The organism is Streptomyces sp. AK08-02 (assembly GCF_033795085.1).
Classification (GTDB): Bacteria; Actinomycetota; Actinomycetes; order Streptomycetales; family Streptomycetaceae; genus Streptomyces; species Streptomyces echiniscabiei.
The window spans coordinates 117,169-134,379 of record NZ_JARAZV010000028.1 but is presented as its reverse complement, the minus strand read 5'-3'; the positions used below and the strand labels follow the sequence as shown (position 1 = coordinate 134,379).

The following is a 17,211-nucleotide window of genomic DNA, read 5'->3' as shown; positions in this document are numbered from 1 at the left end:
CCTTCTGCCTCTCAGCATCAGTGAAGTCCAAACCAGCTCTGTTGCAGTTATGGACAAGAACCGGTGTGTCCTCTGCCAGCACATAGTACGTGTGCAGGTCTTCGACCGTCAGGTTGTAGGTACGAACCCGCTTGGAATAGGACCGGTTAGCCCGTACCTTCACGGTGGTTCCGTCAGGCGTGCGCAAGGTCATGTCCGGAGCCAGTGACCCTGCTGCGACCCATTGACCCAGGGAGGGCACCCAGAATGGGTGCTCATGCGTGGCGGTGAGCTTCTCCGGTCCGCGTCTGGTATCGAGAGTCAGCTCGTTGAATCTCTTGTCGCTGTCGGTGACGACGAGGCGGGTGACCTTACGTGCTCCGGTCTCCCCTGTGTCAGGGTCGGTCGCGGTGACTTGGTCACCGACCTTGACCTCTTCGATGTTCTTGGTCTTGCCATCGGACATGAGGACGTCAGTTTCGGCAAGGAAGCAATTGCAGCCTGCCACCCGGGCCCGGCCGACCAACCCGCCTCTCCCCATACCAGCCGCCGCAACGAACTCATTTCCCAGCTCTACCGTGCGCTCCCACACCCGGGCATCCTGCATACATTCGTCTTCATGAGAAAGACAATAGGTAGCGGCGATACGTTTCGCCCCTGCCGCGTCATCCTGATATTCGAGGGCGTATGCATACGCATGATTGCAGGCTAGGCGACCAAAGCAAACAGTTTCCGGGCGGCCGGATACGTTGGTCTGGGGATTCCAGTAGCCACCTTGGGTACTCGAAAGCTTATTACTCCCGAATTGATAGTACTGCGAGCGCACCATACGTGCGTCATTCGACGATGGAGTTGTTGACGCGATCCATGTACTATCACCACCGCTGCCTGTCCCCGAGCCACCTCCAGACCCGGATGCGCCGGGGTTAGGCGAATTCCAGTCGCCCACGGGGACAGAACCGCCCCCGCCCAGGGAAGCCTCGACAGCGCTCATCAAGCCGGTGGGATCACTCTTGCTGATGGGGCTGTTGTTCGAGTACGCATACCCGTTCATCTGCAACGGATCCGCGATATCAATAATCGGATCCGCCGAGATGAACCGCCCAGCCCCCTGGTCGTACTCCCGAGCCCCGATATGCGTGAGCCCAGTCCCCGCATCGTCGATCCCGACGCCCAGGTAACTCCGCTTGTCCGGCCAGCTCGTCGGCTTCGGCTCGCGTATCTCGCCGTACGGCTTGAACGCCCTCCGCGTTACCGGCTGGGTGGTGTTCGTGACATCGACCGTCGTGTTCGCCGTGCCCAGATGGTCGGCCAGCATCACGTTGCGCTTGTGGCCGGTCGTCGCGCCGTTGCTCGTCGAGCGGACGACCGTCGGGGCACCGGGGTGGGCGTAGGCGCGGGAGGCGCGGGTGATCGTGCCGGTCGCGTTCGTCGTCACCTCTGTTTCGCCCAGGTAGAGGGTCGAGCCCGACGGGGAGTTCTCCAGGAGGCGGTTGCCGGTCGCGTCGTAGACGTATGTCGTCGTCGTGCCGTCGTTCGTGATCGCGGCGGGCTTGTTCTCCCGTGTCCAGGTCAGGTTCTGTGTTGTCGCCGAGAGGTCGCGGACCTTGGTGTTGCCCACCGCGTCGTACTCGTAACTGCTGCCCTGGCCCGTCGGGTTGGAGGTGGTCCAGGCCAGGGTGTGCGGCTGCTTGCCCTGTGTCTTTGTGTTGCCGTAGCCGTACTTGAAGGTGACGTTCTTCGTCGCGTCCGCCGTGTTGTACTCCGTCATCGCGGCGCGGTTGCCCAGCCAGTCGAACGTGAACGACTGGCGGTACGCCGTCGCGCCAGTGGAGACCGTCAGGGTGTCGGGAGCCGTCGCCGCCAGGGTCGACTGCAGTGAGGCGTCCGGGGTCGCCGTGTCCGACAGCGTGTCCGGGGCGTCCGCCACCGGGCCCGACGAGGGCGCGTAGTCGGAGCGGTAACCCCACGTCGTGCCGTTCGACGCCTTGCAGCTGGTGCCGTTCTCCGGGGTGATCTTCGACGTCCAGGCATTGACCAGCTCGCCCATCACGTCGTACGTGAAGCACTGCGTGTCCCAGGGCGGGGTCGCCGAACCGTCCGTCAGCTGGCGGGAGTTGGACGTGATCATCCCGGACTGGTCGTACGAGTAGTAGCTGTCCGTGATGCGGTGCGGGTCCGCCGTCTCGCGGTCCGCGACCGTGCGCTGGAGGCGGCCTGTGGAGGGGTCGATGAAGTTCGTCGTCCAGACGCGGTAGGGCTGGGAACCGGACACCGTGCGCAGGGGTTCGCCGTACGGGGAGTAGGTGACGTCCGACGTGTACCAGGTCAGGCCTGATGTCGATTCCGGCAGGCCGTCGCCGTTGTAGCGGGTGACGACCTTTTCCTTCGGCAGGCCGCCGATCGCCGGCAGCGTGACCGACAAGGGCTTTCCGGTCGGGGTGTACGTGTATCCGTAGGCGTATGTGCCGGAGAGGCCCGCGGTTGCCGTGCCCGCCGCCGGGATCACCGTCTCGGTGCCCGTGGGGCGGTATTCCGTGTCGTAGCCCGTGACGCGGTTGGTGTAGTCGCCCTGCGGCGTGTTCCGGACCGACGCGACCGGCTGGCCCAGCGCGCCCGGCAGGCTGTCGTACGTGAACGACTTCACCGGGTCGGCGGTCGCCGAGCCCTCTCGGACGTACGTGACACGGCCGAGGACGTCGTACTCCGTGAACGTCGTCCGGTTCTCCGCGTCCGTCAGCTTGTTCGGGCGGTCCGCTTCGTCGTACCAGGTGTTCGTCCTGCCGACATCCGGATCCGTGGTCGAGGTCACGCGGCCCCGTGCGTCGTACTGGTACGTCCAGAGGTTGCCCGCCGGATCCTTCACTGTGTCGCGGTAGCCGCGGGCGTCGTACGAGTACGTCGTCGCGCGGCCCGCCTCCGGGCCTGCCTCGTCCTTGTAGTGGCGGATCGAGGTGACGCGGCCGAGGGCGTCGGTGTCGGTGCGCGTCCGGGGGGTGGTCGCGCCGGCCGGATCCACGTAGGTGCTCGTGTCGCTGTAGCTCGTGTTCGTCTCGTACTTGTACTCGCCGGCGTGGTACGTCGACTCGCGGTACGGGCGTTCCAGGCCGTCGTAGAGGAACTTGACCTTGCTCGGAATCAGGGTCTCGGACCTGGGCAGGAAGAGGGCGGTGGCGGGATCGCCCTGTGCCAGATAGGCGCCCTTCTGCTCGTCCACCAGGCCGTGGTCGTTGTAGGTGGTGTCGGTGACGATGCGGCCGGGACCGTGCGCCTCCGACTGGGTCTGAACCTGGCGCAACAGGCCGTCGTAGATCGTGACTTGCTTGCTGTAGGTACCGTCGTCCCTGATTGTGCTGGTGGTGACGGCGGCGGGGAGGGTCACGCTGCCGTCCGCGATCGCCGACTGGTAGTCGATCACCACGTCCGGCTTGCCGCCCGCCGAACGGGACGGGGACCAGCCGCTCACCAGGCGGCCGAGGGCGTCGTACTGGTTGCGCGTGACACGGTTGTTGGCGTCGGTGACCGTCAGGGCCAGGCTCCGGCCCGGGTCGAAGGTCGTGGTGACGGGATGCCCCATGGCGTTCGTCATTGTCACGGAGGTGACCGGGCCACCCACGTCACCGGGTGTGTACTCCGTCTTCGTCGTGCCCTCCCCCGGCTTCGTGACCGTACGGATGCGGCCCAGCGGGTCGTACGTCGTCCTCGCTGCGACCACGTCCGAGGTTCCGGCGCCGTCGACGCCGGTGACTGTCGTGACCAGGCCCCTCGACGGGATCTCGATGTCCGCTGTGCTTCCGTCGTAGCTGTTGGTCACCGACCTGATGAGCCTGGTCGCCGGGTCGGCCGCACCGTAGCCCGCGCACGAAGTGCCCGTGGTGCGCTGCGTTTTGGGCAGGCCGATCAGCCATATCACGGGGTTGTGGAGGTACGACGTGACCGTGCACGTCTGGTCGGAGAGGGTCTCGGCGGTGCCGTTCGGCTTGACCACCGCCGTCTCGACCTGGAACGGCAGACCGTACGTGTCGTCGACCGATGTCAGCGTGCGGACGGCCTGCCAGCTTTCGCCGACGGTCTGGATCTCGTCCGTACGCTTGACTCCGCTGCGGTGGGCCAGGAGCGGATCCATGTCCGTGGCGTCCTCGGCCTCCCTCGGGCGGGACGCGGTCTGCTTCGACCAGGGGTAGTTCAGGGTGCGCTTCTTGACCTTCTTACCGGAGTCGAGGTAAGTGATCGCCTCCGCTGTCATGCCCGCGTACTGCGGATCGTCGTCCGTGAGGAGGGTGTACTTCTCCGTGGAGTCCTTGACCTGGCCCCCCACTCCCAGGAAGTAACGGGTACTGGAGTACGACCGTGACTGCAGAGTGTCGTGCTCGGTGGTGTTGGGGCTGCCCTTCGTCACCGCCACCTCGCGGTAGCCGCGCCAGTCGCTGAACGTACGCAGGGACGGGCGGGTGAACTCATCGTCCGACTTGGACCAGGCCGGTCCCGTGTACTTGTACTCGGAGTAGATGTCCTGGCCGTGCGAGGTGACCTTGTCCCGCTCCGTGACGGAGGCGACGACGTACTTGTTGAACCACGCCTTCGCGGGGGTCTTCTCGTCACCGTCAGGAGACCAGCGAACCGGGTAGCACGTGCCGTTGTTGCGGCCGTTGTCCGTGGCCGGTGCGGTCTTGCAGCCGCCCGTGTACTCGACCTCGACGTCACCGCCGCTCTCGGTGGACACCGTGCCGATGCGAGGGCGGGTGAAACCGGGGCGCTGGTCGGCCGGGCCGGTGCGGACCAGGTTCGGGAGCTGCTTGTCGCGCTCGCGCGCCCTCAGCGGGGATTTCGAACCGACCTTGTACTCGGTGAAGCTGACGCCGTCCGTGTGCTGGAGGGTGCCGGTGGCATCGCCCGGGGCGAAGCCGCGGCGGGTGATCGAGTTCAGCCAGAGGCTGGGGGCCGTGTCGTACCAGTCCTTCGGGAAAGACTGGTTGAGGGTGTACGTATCGACCTTGCCCAGACCTGTCTGGCCGGGTCGGGCCCCCTTCGTCGTGATCGTGTCCAGGCGTATCTGCGTCCAGAAGGACGGGAAGGCGGGGCACATCTTCGACGTGGACTTGCAGTTGAGGTTGCCGGGGGTGTCCCACCAGAGGCGGTACGCGCCCGGGTCGTCGGTCTTGGCGAAGTTGGTGTCGGCGCACGCCGTCGCCGACTCCAGGCAGCGCTGCTTGGTGCCGAACTCGACCGTCGCCGACGGCTTCGTCAGGTCCGCTCGCATGCCGTACTCGATGGTCGTCGGGTAGGCGAAACGGTCGTACTGCTCAGGCGCCGTGAACTTCTTCTTCACGGCGTAGTAGTTCTTCTCCTGCTTCCAGCTGACGACCAGTGCGTTGCCGTGTACGTCGACGACCTTGTCCAGGCCCCAGCGCCAGGCCTGCTGCTTGCCCGCGCCACAACGGGAGTTGGCGAAGGCGGTGTCGTTGCAGGGTTCGCCCGGGTGGTTGCCGAAGACGGGGACGGTGGAGACGGAGTCGGTGTCGGCGTGACCGCCGCCCACCTTGTTGAGGCCGTAGTAGTACCGGGTGCCGTCGGTGGTGGTGACGATCCAGTACTCGCCGTTGTTGTCCCTGTTCGTGCCGGACGCGATGCGGTGCTCGACCCGGGTGCCGTCGTCCTGCATGGGCCGGTAGATCTCGGTGTCGGTCTCGGGGTTGCTGCCGGTGGGCGCGTCCCGTACGAGTTCGGTGGTCTTTCCCGCGAGCGACATCACCGCGTTGTACGACACCCAGCACAGGTCGGACGTCTTGTCCTTCGCGGCCTTGTTGTTGGGGGCGCCGGCCTTGAGCGTCTTGCGGTCGTCCTGGCAGCTTCGGTACCGGCGCTCGATGTGCCCGGGGTCGTAGTCCCAGCCCTCGCCGATCCAGGACACCTGGGGCGAGGAGACTGCCGTACGGCCGTCCACGGTCTGCGAGTTGTAGCCGAGCGAGATGTTCGGGGCGGGGCCCGCGGGTGCTGCCGGGACGATCAACGGGTACGACCAGGTGAACGCACCCGAGGAACCGCCCGCCGCCCACTTGCCGCTGGAGGCGAGGGGCGTCGCCTTGAACGAACCGCCTTCTCCCTGGCCTCGGTCGAGCATGCCTACGGCGGCACGGTCGCCGGAGGCCGCTACGGCAGTCCCTGTGGTGGCTGGTGAACTGCGGTAGGAAACCTGGGCTATTGACGGTCCGCCAGGGGCGGTTTGCGGTGCCGTCGAGGCCGGGGTGACCGTCCCGTCGGCCGCCGTGTCACCGACTCGGTCACCGTGTCGTTCGTCGTATCCAGTTCCACGTACTCCTGGCACGCCTCCGATCAGCGGGGTGTCGAGTTGACTTGCTCCTCGGGCTGAAGCCCGGGGATTCTGGCCTTCCCCTCCGAACCTTGTGCCGCTAGGCGGCACGGGGTTCGGTCAGGAATCCGTGGCTTCCTGTTTCGTCGCGCTGTGCCGGGACGAGTCCTGGTCTGACCTGCGCTCCACAGGCTGTCACCGCCAGTCCGGCGGCCGTTTTCACGTTCTTCGCTGCGTTGTGGTCCCGGTCATGGACCGCACCGCAGGCGGCACAGGTCCACTCCCGGATGTTCAGGGGTTTGCGGCCGTCCTTGACGCCACACGCCGAGCAGACCTGGGAGGTCGGCTCGAACCTGCCGATCTTCACGAGGGTGCGCCCGTACCGGAGCGCCTTGTACTCCAGCATGGCCACGAACTGCGCCCAGCCCGCATCATGCACACTCTTGGCGAGCCTGGTGCGCGCCAGTCCGTTCACCGCCAGGTCCTCCACACCGATCGCTTGGTTGTCGCGGATCAGCTTCGTGGAGAGCTGGTGGTGGAACTCCCGGCGCGCGTCGGCCACTTGCGCGTGGGCGCGGGCGACCTTCAGACGGGCCTTCTCCCGGTTCTTCGATCCCTTCTGTTTGCGGGACAGGTCCCGCTGGGCCTTCTTCAGTTTCTTCTCCGCGCGACGCAGAAACCGAGGGGAGTCGATCTTCGCGCCGTCGGAGAGGACGGCGAAGTGGGTCAGGCCCAGGTCGATGCCGACCGTCTGGTCGGTGTCCGGCATCGCGGTGGCGTCGGCGTGCGGGTCGGTGTCGATCACGAAGGACGCGAAGTACCGCCCGGCCGCGTCCCTGATCACGGTGACCGATGTCGGGGTCGTGGGCAGAGTGCGGGACCACTTCACTGTCACCGCGCCGATCTTCGGCAGGTTCAGACGGCCGCTGCCGGTGATCGACCAGCGGGCATTGGCGGTGAACCGGATCGACTGCCGGTTGTCCTTGCGGGACTTGAACCGGGGCGCACCCACCTTCGGACCCTTGCGGGCCCCTTTGAGGGAGGCGAAGAAGTTCTTGTACGCCGCCTCCACATCGCGCAGGGACTGCTGGAGTACGACGGCGGACACCTCGCCCAGCCACGACCGTGCGTCGGTTTGTTTCGCCTGGGTGATCAGTTGCTTCGACAGGTGTCCGGCGGTAGGGAAGGGCAGCCCTGCCGCGCGGGCGGTCTCGCGGGCGCGCACCGCGTCGTTGAAGACGACGCGGGCGCACCCGAACGCCTTGGCCAGTGCCGTCTGCTGGGCGGTGTCCGGGTACAACCTGAAGGAGTACCTGAGCTGCATGACGGCCACGCTACATACTTGGATTATGGGCGAGAACCAGAAGATCAGAACTGGCCGGCACTGTATTTTCGTGATGCATGTCCACTTGGTCTTCGTGACCAAGTTCCGGCACAACGTGTTCACCGATGCTCATCTGACGCGGATGGAGGAGATCATGCGGTCGGTGTGTACGGACTTCGAGTGCGAACTGGTGGAGTTCAACGGCGAGAACAGCCACGTCCACCTCCTCGTGAACTTCCCGCCCAAAGTCGCCGTCACCAAACTCGTCAACTCCCTCAAGGGCGTCTCCTCCCGCCGACTGCGCCAGGAATTCCCCGACCTGGTACGCCACTACTGGCGCGCCAACAAACTCTGGTCCGGCTCCTACTTCGCCGGAACCGTCGGCGGCGCCCCACTCACCGCGGTCAAGCAGTACATCGAACAGCAGAACCGGCCCGCGTGAACATCACCCAGCTCCGCCGGACACGAACCTGCGACGCTCCGCGTCGCAACCCTCAGATTCGCTTCACCACCAGGCTGAAGCCCGATGCACTGCGAATGAATCCCGGTAGCCACGTCGCCCACCCCTCTGATGTGGGACAGCAGTGGCGTTCCGGCGGTGACGGACGGCGGGGTCGGGGCCAGCGCCCAGCCCACCGAGCCCGAGTCGCCCGTGCCCACCGACATGCCCGAGCCCGACCCGACGCCCAGCGACAGCGCCGGCCCGGCCGACGACGAACCGATCGAGACCGACGAGCAGGCCGACACGGAGCCGGAGGATCTACCGTCCGCCTCCGACGGTCCCGCGCCGACCGTGTCCGTGTCCCCGCTGCCGTCCGCACCGCCCGAGCCGACGCCCGCGCCCTCACAGACCGGCTCGGCCGCCACTCTCAGCCTGCCGTCCATCGACGGGCCGTCCCCCGACTCGCGCGGCGAGGTCGTCAAGTCCGGTCTGTCCGAGTCCAATTGGCTCCTCACCCCCGACCAGGACTTCCTCTCCGACCCGGCCACCACCTACCCGGTCTTCGTCGACCCGTCGTTCAAGAAGCACGTCCAGAACTGGACCACCGCATACAGCCGCCATCCCAACGCCACCTTCTACAACGGGAAGGGCTTCAACAAGGGCGGTACGCACGAGGCGCGCGTCGGCTTCGAGTCCGACACCTGGGGCACCTCACGCTCGTACTTCAACATCGAGTTCGACAAGGCCCTCAAGGGCACGAAGATCACGAGCGCGAAGCTGACCATGCTGGAGACGTACTCCTGGTCGTGCAGCGCCCGTTCGATGAGCGTGCACCTCACCGGGCCGATCAACTCGCACACCAACTGGAAGAACGCGCCGAGGCTGCACGACGGCAACAGGTACGCGACCAAGGGCTTCGCGCACGGCTACAACTCCGGTTGCCGGGACGCCTTCGAGTCGTTCGATCTGCGCGTTGCCGCTCAGAAGCGGGCCAACGAGGGCGCGGCCGTGATCACCTTCGGGATGCGGGCGAGCGACGAGAACTCGCAGTACGCATGGAAGAAGTTCCAGGCCAACAGCGACTTCCCGCCCGTACTGGATCTGGAGTACAACCGCAGGCCGTCCGCCCCCGACTCCCTCGACCTCGGCCCCGACGCCAAGTGCACCACCACCGCCCCTTACGTCCGGATGGGCGCCGGCGGCATCACCTTCAGCGCCCGCTCGTCCGACAAGGACAGCAACCTCGACTACCTGGACTTCGACCTCTGGCAGCACGGGAAGTGGAAGGACACCGGGGACCTGTTGGGCTCGACCGGCAATGTCTCCGTCGGTAAGAACAAAGGCGGTGCTCTGGTCACCACCAACGCGTACGCCACCAGCAAACTGATCAACGGCGGCCTCTACTCCTGGCGGGTACGGGCCGTTGACGACGCCAACAGTTCCTCCGCCTTCTCACCCCTGAACACACCGTGCCGCTTCGTGCTCGACCTCTCGGCGCCGAAACCGCCCAGGGTCAGCTCCGACGACTTCCCGAACGCCGACCGCAAGGACAACGGCCTCGGCCACGACGGCGAGGACGCGACCTGGAGCAAGAAGAAGTTCGGCACGCCCGGGATCTTCGTCGCGCGGGCCCTCGACAAGGACGTGGTGCGCTACGAGTGGGGCTTCAACTCCCCCGACTACGCCTTCGGGATGGACCGGACGGTCAACACCGACGTCCTGGTCAGCGCGGGTATCCGCGACGCCAAACCCCCGTCCGCCGGCCCGAACGTGCTGTACGTCCGTGTCATCGACCAGGCGGGCAACGTCTCCCAGCCGACGAAGTACTTCTTCTACGTCACCCCACGCGACCAGGCCGACGCACCCGGGGACTTCACCGGCGACGGCCTCGCCGACATGATGGTCGTCACCGCTTCCGGGAACCTCGGCCTCTATTCCTCCCGGACCGACGTCAAGGACCTGACCAAGGAGACCGGCAACCTCAACGAGTACTCCATGCCGGGCGCCTACCGCGCCAACCCGGAGCGGGACCCGAACGGCAACGACGGCAAGCCGCTCTACGCGTCCCCGCCGAAGGAGCACTTCAAGGGTGCCCTGATCACCCACAACGGTGACATCTACGGCGGCGACGGTCTCCAGGACCTCGTCGTCCGCCTGGGCCAGCGGCTGTGGGTCTACCCCGGGGACGGGTACGGCGCCGTCAACTACGACAAGCGCGTCGAGATCCTGCTGCCCGACGACGCGCCCGCTCCCTCGACGCTCACCCAGATCATGTCCGCCGGCGATGCCACCGGTGACGGCCGCACCGACTTCTTCGCCACCGTCGGCGACGCGCTGTGGGTCTTCACCGGCTATCACGGGGCCACCATCGACCAGGCCACCCAGCTCTGGCCCTCCGGCTGGAACGGCCGGGACCTCGTCACCATCCAGGACGTCACTGGCGACGGTGTGACGGACATCGTCTTCCGGGAAGACGCCAGCGCCAAGTTGCGACTCCGCACAGGCATCGCCGCGAGCGGTGGCGGAGTCAGCATGACCTCACTGGCCAGCGGCGCCGGCTCGTCAGGCGGTACCGACACCGAATACGCCCCCGCCGGCTGGGACAGCGCCAGCATGCTCCATGTGCTCGGCACCCCGGACGTCAACGGCGACAACGTGCCCGACCTCTGGGCCATACGCGCGGACGGCTCCGTCCGCTTCTACGCCGGCGGCAGGGCGACGGTGGTACCGGGCTCCGGGCGGGAGGTCCTCCCCGCGAAGGACTACTGGAAGAACCGGATCGCCGTCGGCTGAGCAGATCGGTCGAGGTGGTTCGCGTACGTCGTGGGGCCCCGTTTCCGCTGGAGACGGGGCCTCCGCGGGTTCCGGGTACACGATCGGGTGACGTGGTGTGATCGGGACACCCAGGTCCTGACCGGCCTACGATGATGGCCTCGACACCAGCCCCCAGGAGGCACGCGATGTCCGCAGCATCCGTCGAGCGGCCCCCCGGTGACCGTCCGCTGATCGCGGAGGCGAACCGTCTCGTGGAGCGCAATCCGGGCTACCGCGTCGAGATCATCGGAGGCCTGATCCTCGTGTCCCCGCCGCCGGACCTCCCTCATGCCCGCGTCCTGGCCAGACTCACACTCCCGTTCACTGCGGCCGGCATCGACGGAAGCGAGATGGAGGTACTCCAAGGCGTCGGCCTGTGGTTGCCCAGCGGTACCGAGGACTACGCCATCCCGGACCTCGTCGTTGTCGACTCCGACATCGAAGAGCACTACGTCGAGAACAACTGCTACGAGCCGGTGGCTTTCCAACTCGTCCTGGAAGTCACCTCCAGCAACTGGAAAGCCGACCTGCAGACCAAGGTCGCCGCGTACGCCGACGCCAAGGTCCCCGTCTATGTCGTCGTCGACCGCAAGCATCAGCGTCTCCACGTGCTCACCCAACCCGAGGGCAACGCGTACACCACCCACCGCGTCCATGCCCCCGGCGAGATCGTCACCCTCCCCGAGTCGATCGGCGCCAAGATCAGCCTTGATGTCGCGGAGATCCTGGAAGCCGGGCAGTCGAAGCGGACTCCCTGATCAGCGCTGCTCAGTGGCCCTGGATCGCATACCCCGTTCGCCTCACACGCCTCCCGGGATTCCGCCGATCATCCCCCTACCCTGACGCCATGTCAGATGACGAGTCGTACGAACTGCTCGGGTTCGACAACGTGCTGCTGCCCGTCGGGGATCTCGGGGAGGCGGTCGACTTCTACCAGCGTGCCGGGTTCGGGATCACCGCCCGGCTCGACGAGGCCGGGATCGCCGTGCTGAAGGTCGGCGGCGAGACCCCGGGGCTGCTGCTGCGCGTCGAGGAGGCGCTCGGCCACCGGCCGCCGCCGTGGGCCTCGCCCAGGATCTGGCTGGAGGTGCCGGACGCGAAGGCGGCGTCCCGTGCACTGACCGCGGCCGGCGTCACTCCGCTCGACGGCCCGGTATCCGTCGCCACGGGCTGGACGGTCGAGATCGCCGACCCGTGGGGGAACGTCATCGGGTTCACGGACTACAGGAAGCGGCCGGAGCTGGCTCGGTCATGAGCGGGGGCGCCGACTGTTGATCGACGTCAGGTCGATGTCGATGTCGAACGGCACGGGTACCTTCAGGCGGGCGTGGAAGATTCCGGTCAGGCCGTACGTCGTCGTGGCAGGGTCGAGTTCGTAGACGTAGACGACAGGCAAGCCCTTGTCTCCGTCCTCCTCGACCCGCCAGAAGTGCGACACCCCGGCAGCCGCGTACTTGCGGGGCTTGACCTCACGATCGCGCTCACGGGAATCGTCAGAGACGACTTCCACTGCCAGGAGGATGTCCTCGGGCTTGTACCAGGTCTGCCTGGGACCAGTGTTCGCCTCCGCAGAAAACACCAGAACATCCGGCTCGGGCCGGTTCTTCAGGTCCAGCCGGACAGCCATCTCCCGCATGACATCGAGATGATCCGGGGCCTGTTCCAGAAGGCTGTTCTCCAGTAGGCGCATGCAGCGCCCGTGGAAAGCGGTCTGCGGACTCATGAAGACGAGACTCCCGTCGATCAACTCCGTGTGCGGCGGGAGGCCCGGAATCCGGTCGAGGTCGTCCGCGGTCCAGCCCTCGGCGGGCGGGATCGGCCAGCGGTACGGCGGCTCGCCCGCCACCTCGTCCTCGGATACGGCGCTCATCAGTGCTCCCATGCGACGGAGTCTCGCCTGTCCGTTCAGCGTACCCAGCATGGACGGCCCAGGCGCCACCTGATCGAGGTACCCACTCGCGGAACACCTGTGCGCATCGTTCGGATCGCACCGAACGGTACTTGAACGTGTTCAAAAACAGGTCTACAGTCTTCCCCGTAAGAACTTTTGAACGCGTTCAAGTCGTTCAGATCGTTCAAGGGACACGGGGACAAGGACGAACACATGGACCTCACAGTCGTCGCATACGTCATCTACCTGCTGGTCAGCATCGCGTTGACCATCTGGGTGGCGCGCACCCTCAGTAGCAACGGGCGGGTCTTTCTCGCCGACGTGCTGCGTGGGAACGAGAAGCTCGCCGAAGCCGTCAACCATCTGCTCGTCGTCGGCTTCTATCTCGTCAACCTCGGGTTCGTCGCCCTCTATCTGAGCGGTGACGGGGACATCGGCAGCACCCGGGAGGTGTTCGAGGCGCTCTCCACCAAGCTCGGGGTCGTACTGCTGGTGCTCGGTGTCATGCACCTCGCCAACGTGTTCGTCCTCAGCAGGATCCGGCGGCGGGGTGTCATGGAGCGGGAGCAGGTGCCGCCCGTCGCGACGCAGGGCTGGGTCGCCCCCACTGTCGGGGCGTGAGCACGATGAGCCACCTGAACGCGGTGGGGTCGGGGGACACGGGGGACACCACCGCCCGAGCGGACCGGGACGCCACGGGGGGCGTCCCGGTCCGCCGGCTCACCGTCCTGTACGACGCCGACTGCTCGCTGTGCACCTTTGTGCGCGGCTGGCTCGTACGGCAGCCGCAACTGGTGCCGCTGGAGCTGGTACCGGCGGGGTCGGAACAGGCACGGGGGCTGTTTCCCGGCCTCGATCACGCCGCCACCCTCGACGACATCACCGTCGTCGGGGACTCCGGGCAGGTCTATCGCGGCACCGGTGCCTGGGTCGTCGTGCTGTGGGCGTTGCGTGAGTACCGTCCACTCGCCCATCGGTTCGCCACCCCGGCCGGGGCCCGGCTCGCCAAGGGTGCCGTGCTCGCCGCCGCCAAGTGGCGCGGCAGCCAGTGGGGCACCGACAGAAGTGGGCGCCCGGTGTACCGGCGGGCGGACGGGTGGTCGTACGATCCGCGCTTCGGGTGGGTCCACACCCCGCCCGGCTGTGACAACGGCACCTGCTCCACTGGTTAGGCTCGCTTCCGTGTCAGCAGCGAAAGACAGCCCCGAGCCTCCCGAGTCGACCGAGTCGACAGAGTCGTCCCGATCCTCCGCGTCCTCCGGGCGTACTCCCGCCAAGAGTGAGCAGACCCGTGCGCTGATCCTGGAGACGGCCATGCGGCTGTTCAAGGAGCGTGGGTACGAGAAGACGACCATGCGGGCGATCGCTCAGGAGGCCGGGGTCTCCGTCGGCAACGCGTACTACTACTTCGCCGGCAAGGAGCACCTGATCCAGGGCTTCTACGACCAGCTCGCCCGCGAGTACCAGGTGGCCGCGCGTGAAGTCCTGGACCGGGAGACGGAGTTGGAGGCGCGGCTGGCCGGGGTGCACCGGGCCTGGCTCGATGTGGCCGCTCCGTACCACGAGTTCGCCGTGCAGTTCTTCAAGACCGCCGCCGACCCGAACAGTCCGCTCAGCCCCTTCTCCCCCGAGTCGGAACACGCGCGCACGCAGGCCATCGACGTACACCGGGAAGTGCTCGCCGGGTCGAAGGCGAAGGTGCCCGAGGAACTCAGGGACATTCTGCCCGAGTTGATGTGGCTGTCCCTGATGGGGCTGGTCATGTACTGGATCTACGACCGTTCGGAAGGCCGCGAGCGCACCTACCGGCTCGCCGGGCGCGGCGCCCGGCTGACCTCGCGTGGGGTGACCCTGGCCCGTTTCCGGGTGCTGCGCCCGCTGGTCCGCGAGGTCCACGACCTGTTCAGCGACTTCCTGCCGGGGATGACCAACGCTCCTCCCGTACCGAAGAAGGAGCAGGAGCAGGACGATAGAGACGGCCGGAGCGGCAAGGCCGCCGAGTAGGGGCGCCCCAGCGGGGGTCGGCGTCAGATCCAGTCGAGGCTCCAGAGGCGGAAGACCCCGGTGCCGTCCGAGAGGTACTGGCCGCCGCTGACGTCCTCGCTGCTGACCGTGTACTCCTTGCGCTGCCACAGCGGGATCATGGGCACGTCCTGGGCGATCAGTTGCTGGAGTGCGCGGAAGTCCTGGGCGGCGCGGTCGCGTTCGGCGTAGCGGCGGCTGTCGAGGATCAGTCGGTCCACCTTCTTGTTGCTGTAGTCGTTCTTCATGCTGTTGCCGGTGCCGACCAGCGGGCCGGTGAAGGTGTCCGGGTCGGGGAAGTCGGCGACCCAGCCGACGGCGTACGCGTCCAACTTCCCTGCCGCGTAACGCTTTTGGTAGTCGGTCCACTCGTAGCCCTTGACGGTGACCGCGAACAGGCCGCCCCTCTCCAGCTGTCGCTTGAGCAGGACCGCCTCCTCGGCGGCGACGCCGCGCCCCTTGGCGTAGCCGTAGGTGAAGCGGACGGGGAGCTTCACGCCTGCCTCGGTGAGCAGGTCACGGGCCTGGGCGACGTCGGGCTTGGGGTAGTCGTCGAAGAACGAGGTGGTGTGGCCGGTGAGGCCTGCCGGGATCAGTGAGTAGAGGGGTTCGGCCGTCCCCTTGTAGACCGTGGCGGCGAGTTCCTCCCGGTTGACCAGCCAGGCCAGGGCGCGACGGACGAGCGGGTCGTGGAGGGGGGAGTCCGCGCGGAGGTTGAGGACGAGGTTGCGGGTCTCGGCGCTGTCGTTCTCGACGACCTGCTGGCCGGGGTCGCTGGGCGAGAGGCCGGCGAGGACGGCGGGCGGCAGCTGACGGGTGGCGACGTCGATCCGCTTGGCCTTCCACGCCTTGTCGAGGGCCGCCGGATTGGCGTAGTACCGCAGGCGGATGGGGCGGCCGATGCTCTTCACGGCGCCCTTGTAGTCGTCGTTGGGTTCGAGGAGCGCCTGCTCCTCGTTCGTATACGCCTTCAGGACGTACGGTCCGGTGCCGTCGGCGCCGTTGTCGGTGCGCAGGGCGCTCTTGGGGTAGCGCTCGTGGTCGACGATCGCGCCGGCTCCGGTGGCCACCTTGAACGGGAAGGTGGCGTCGGGCGAGTTGAGGTGGAAGGTGACCGTCAGGCCCTTGGCGTCGACCGAGGCGAGCGTGCCGAGCAGCGACGCGGGGCCGACGTCGGAGTTGATGCGCTTGACGCGTTCGAAGGAGAACTTCACGTCCTCGGCCGTCATCTTCCGGCCGCTCGGAAAGGCTAGGTCGTCGCGCAGGACGCAGACGTAGGTGCGCAGGTCGGAGCCCTTGAAGTCACAGCTCTTCGCCGCGTCCTCGATGGGCTCCGTGCCGTCGGCCCGGTAGGTCAGCAGGGTCTGGAAGACGTTGCTGAACAGGGCCCAGGAGCCGGCGTCGTAGGCGCCGGCCGGGTCGAGGGAGGTCACGGCGTCGGTGGTGCCGACGGTGATCGTCTTCCCGTGGTCGGACCCCGTCGGCATCAGCTGCCAGCCGACCGCCCCCGCGGCCGACACAATGAGCAGCGCCGCGAGAATCCGCATGCGTACCGAGCGCATCGGTGTGCCCTCCCCAGGCCCCCTGCCACAGGTGACTCCGCTGTGACGGTGATCACCTAAGCACAGGTGTTCAGGTGGGGGGAAGGGGCTTCTGGGCAGATGGGAAAGTCCTTACCGACGTCTTGTTACGAACAGTTGACCAACCAGGCTCAGAACTCGCCCAGCGCTGCCCGCACTTGACGCTCCAGAGTGCCCGCAATCGCCCAACTCGCCCCGCCGTCAAGGCGTTTCCAGCTACTGGTGGGCCGACAGATGATGACGGCAGTGGCCCTGCCCTCCGTGACGTCGAGGTCGATGGACACCTGGATGTGCGGCCCGTACGGCGTCCGGCAGATCAGGGAGACCTTTCCGTGCCCGAGTTCCAGCACCTCGGCGACCACCGGCGTCTGCGCCTTCTTGATGGTGTGCAGGGTGCTGTCGGCCAGCTGGAACGCCGTGGCGCCCGGGGTGTCGGCCGTGACCCGGCGGACGGCGGGCAGGCGGGCCGCCCCCGGCTCCAGTGGCAGCCCGTAGTGGGAGGCCGTGCGCAGAGCGGTGACCGTCTCCGGCACGGAGACGACCAGCAGGAAGGCGGCACCGCAGACCAGTCCGGTCAGCGCGCTCTGGCCGAACGAGGAGGCGAGGGGCGCCCCGTCGCCCACGAGCAGCGCCGCGAGCATGGCACCGCCGACCACCAGGGCGAGCAACGCGGCGGCGGGCGCGACTCGGCGGAGCACCGCCGACCAGTACGTGATCATCGACTGCACCTTCGTACTTCCGTTCGTTCAAGGATGGCGTTCAGTGTCGTTCAGGAATGGCGGGGCAGGAATGGCGGGGCAGGAATGGCGGGGAGGGATACGGCCGGGCCGGCCGGCCTTCGGAAGGTAT

The 17,211-nt window shown here is 67.0% G+C and carries 10 protein-coding genes and 2 pseudogenes; 7 read left to right on the top strand and 5 right to left on the bottom strand.

The features are described 5' to 3' along the window. Positions 1-6,309 (bottom strand): annotated as a pseudogene (locus PV734_RS42115) (polymorphic toxin-type HINT domain-containing protein); the annotation flags it as partial. A gap of 80 nt (positions 6,310-6,389) precedes the next feature. After that, positions 6,390-7,613: an RNA-guided endonuclease TnpB family protein gene (locus tag PV734_RS42110; protein ID WP_319092421.1), complete on the bottom strand. Its 1,224-nt coding sequence runs from the start codon at positions 7,611-7,613 to the stop codon at positions 6,390-6,392. A 25-nt stretch (positions 7,614-7,638) separates the two neighbouring features. On the opposite strand from PV734_RS42110, the gene tnpA reads away from it, so the two are divergent. The 4 genes and pseudogenes from tnpA (at position 7,639) to PV734_RS42090 (ending at position 12,124) form a co-directional block, all read left to right on the top strand. Then, positions 7,639-8,055, top strand: a complete 417-nt coding sequence (gene tnpA / locus PV734_RS42105; protein WP_319092422.1) for an IS200/IS605 family transposase — start codon at positions 7,639-7,641, stop codon at positions 8,053-8,055. Positions 8,056-8,160: 105 nt separating this feature from the next. Then, a pseudogene (locus tag PV734_RS42100) lies at positions 8,161-10,848 on the top strand (DNRLRE domain-containing protein); the annotation flags it as partial. Between the two features lie 167 nt (positions 10,849-11,015). Further along, positions 11,016-11,627 carry a Uma2 family endonuclease gene (locus PV734_RS42095; protein WP_319092423.1) on the top strand — a complete coding sequence of 204 codons (612 nt, stop codon included), beginning with the start codon at positions 11,016-11,018 and terminating at the stop codon, positions 11,625-11,627. Between the two features lie 89 nt (positions 11,628-11,716). Continuing rightward, positions 11,717-12,124 (top strand): VOC family protein, encoded by a 408-nt coding sequence (locus tag PV734_RS42090; RefSeq protein WP_319092424.1) that lies wholly within the window; start codon positions 11,717-11,719, stop codon positions 12,122-12,124. On the opposite strand, the gene PV734_RS42085 is transcribed toward PV734_RS42090, so the two are convergent. Further along, positions 12,119-12,739, bottom strand: a complete 621-nt coding sequence (locus tag PV734_RS42085) for a Uma2 family endonuclease (protein ID WP_319092425.1) — start codon at positions 12,737-12,739, stop codon at positions 12,119-12,121. The genes PV734_RS42090 and PV734_RS42085 overlap by 6 nt on opposite strands. 234 nt (positions 12,740-12,973) lie before the next feature. Between PV734_RS42085 and PV734_RS42080 the strand changes: the two genes are divergently transcribed. Genes PV734_RS42080 through PV734_RS42070 form a run of 3 tightly spaced genes read left to right on the top strand, consistent with a single transcriptional unit; the run spans position 12,974 to position 14,764 of the window. After that, on the top strand, positions 12,974-13,381 hold the full coding sequence (locus PV734_RS42080; protein ID WP_319294680.1) for a hypothetical protein: 408 nt from the start codon (positions 12,974-12,976) through the stop codon (positions 13,379-13,381). A gap of 5 nt (positions 13,382-13,386) precedes the next feature. Then, positions 13,387-13,932, top strand: coding sequence for a thiol-disulfide oxidoreductase DCC family protein (locus PV734_RS42075; RefSeq protein ID WP_319092610.1), 546 nt, complete (start codon positions 13,387-13,389; stop codon positions 13,930-13,932). Between the two features lie 10 nt (positions 13,933-13,942). Continuing rightward, positions 13,943-14,764, top strand: coding sequence for a TetR family transcriptional regulator (locus tag PV734_RS42070; protein ID WP_319294679.1), 822 nt, complete (start codon positions 13,943-13,945; stop codon positions 14,762-14,764). A 23-nt stretch (positions 14,765-14,787) separates the two neighbouring features. On the opposite strand, the gene PV734_RS42065 is transcribed toward PV734_RS42070, so the two are convergent. Then, a complete protein-coding gene (locus PV734_RS42065) occupies positions 14,788-16,344 on the bottom strand; it encodes an ABC transporter substrate-binding protein (RefSeq protein WP_319092429.1) in 1,557 nt (518 codons plus the stop codon). Between the two features lie 149 nt (positions 16,345-16,493). Then, positions 16,494-17,081: a hypothetical protein gene (locus PV734_RS42060; protein WP_319092430.1), complete on the bottom strand. Its 588-nt coding sequence runs from the start codon at positions 17,079-17,081 to the stop codon at positions 16,494-16,496. Positions 17,082-17,211 lie beyond the last annotated feature (130 nt).

Coding starts and splice junctions, on each gene's coding strand:
- PV734_RS42110 (WP_319092421.1), bottom strand. CDS start 7,613: ATGCAGCTCAGGTACTCCTTCAGGTTGTACCCGGACACCGCCCAGCAG.
- tnpA (WP_319092422.1), top strand. CDS start 7,639: ATGGGCGAGAACCAGAAGATCAGAACTGGCCGGCACTGTATTTTCGTG.
- PV734_RS42095 (WP_319092423.1), top strand. CDS start 11,016: ATGTCCGCAGCATCCGTCGAGCGGCCCCCCGGTGACCGTCCGCTGATC.
- PV734_RS42090 (WP_319092424.1), top strand. CDS start 11,717: ATGTCAGATGACGAGTCGTACGAACTGCTCGGGTTCGACAACGTGCTG.
- PV734_RS42085 (WP_319092425.1), bottom strand. CDS start 12,739: ATGAGCGCCGTATCCGAGGACGAGGTGGCGGGCGAGCCGCCGTACCGC.
- PV734_RS42080 (WP_319294680.1), top strand. CDS start 12,974: ATGGACCTCACAGTCGTCGCATACGTCATCTACCTGCTGGTCAGCATC.
- PV734_RS42075 (WP_319092610.1), top strand. CDS start 13,387: ATGAGCCACCTGAACGCGGTGGGGTCGGGGGACACGGGGGACACCACC.
- PV734_RS42065 (WP_319092429.1), bottom strand. CDS start 16,344: ATGCGCTCGGTACGCATGCGGATTCTCGCGGCGCTGCTCATTGTGTCG.
- PV734_RS42060 (WP_319092430.1), bottom strand. CDS start 17,081: ATGATCACGTACTGGTCGGCGGTGCTCCGCCGAGTCGCGCCCGCCGCC.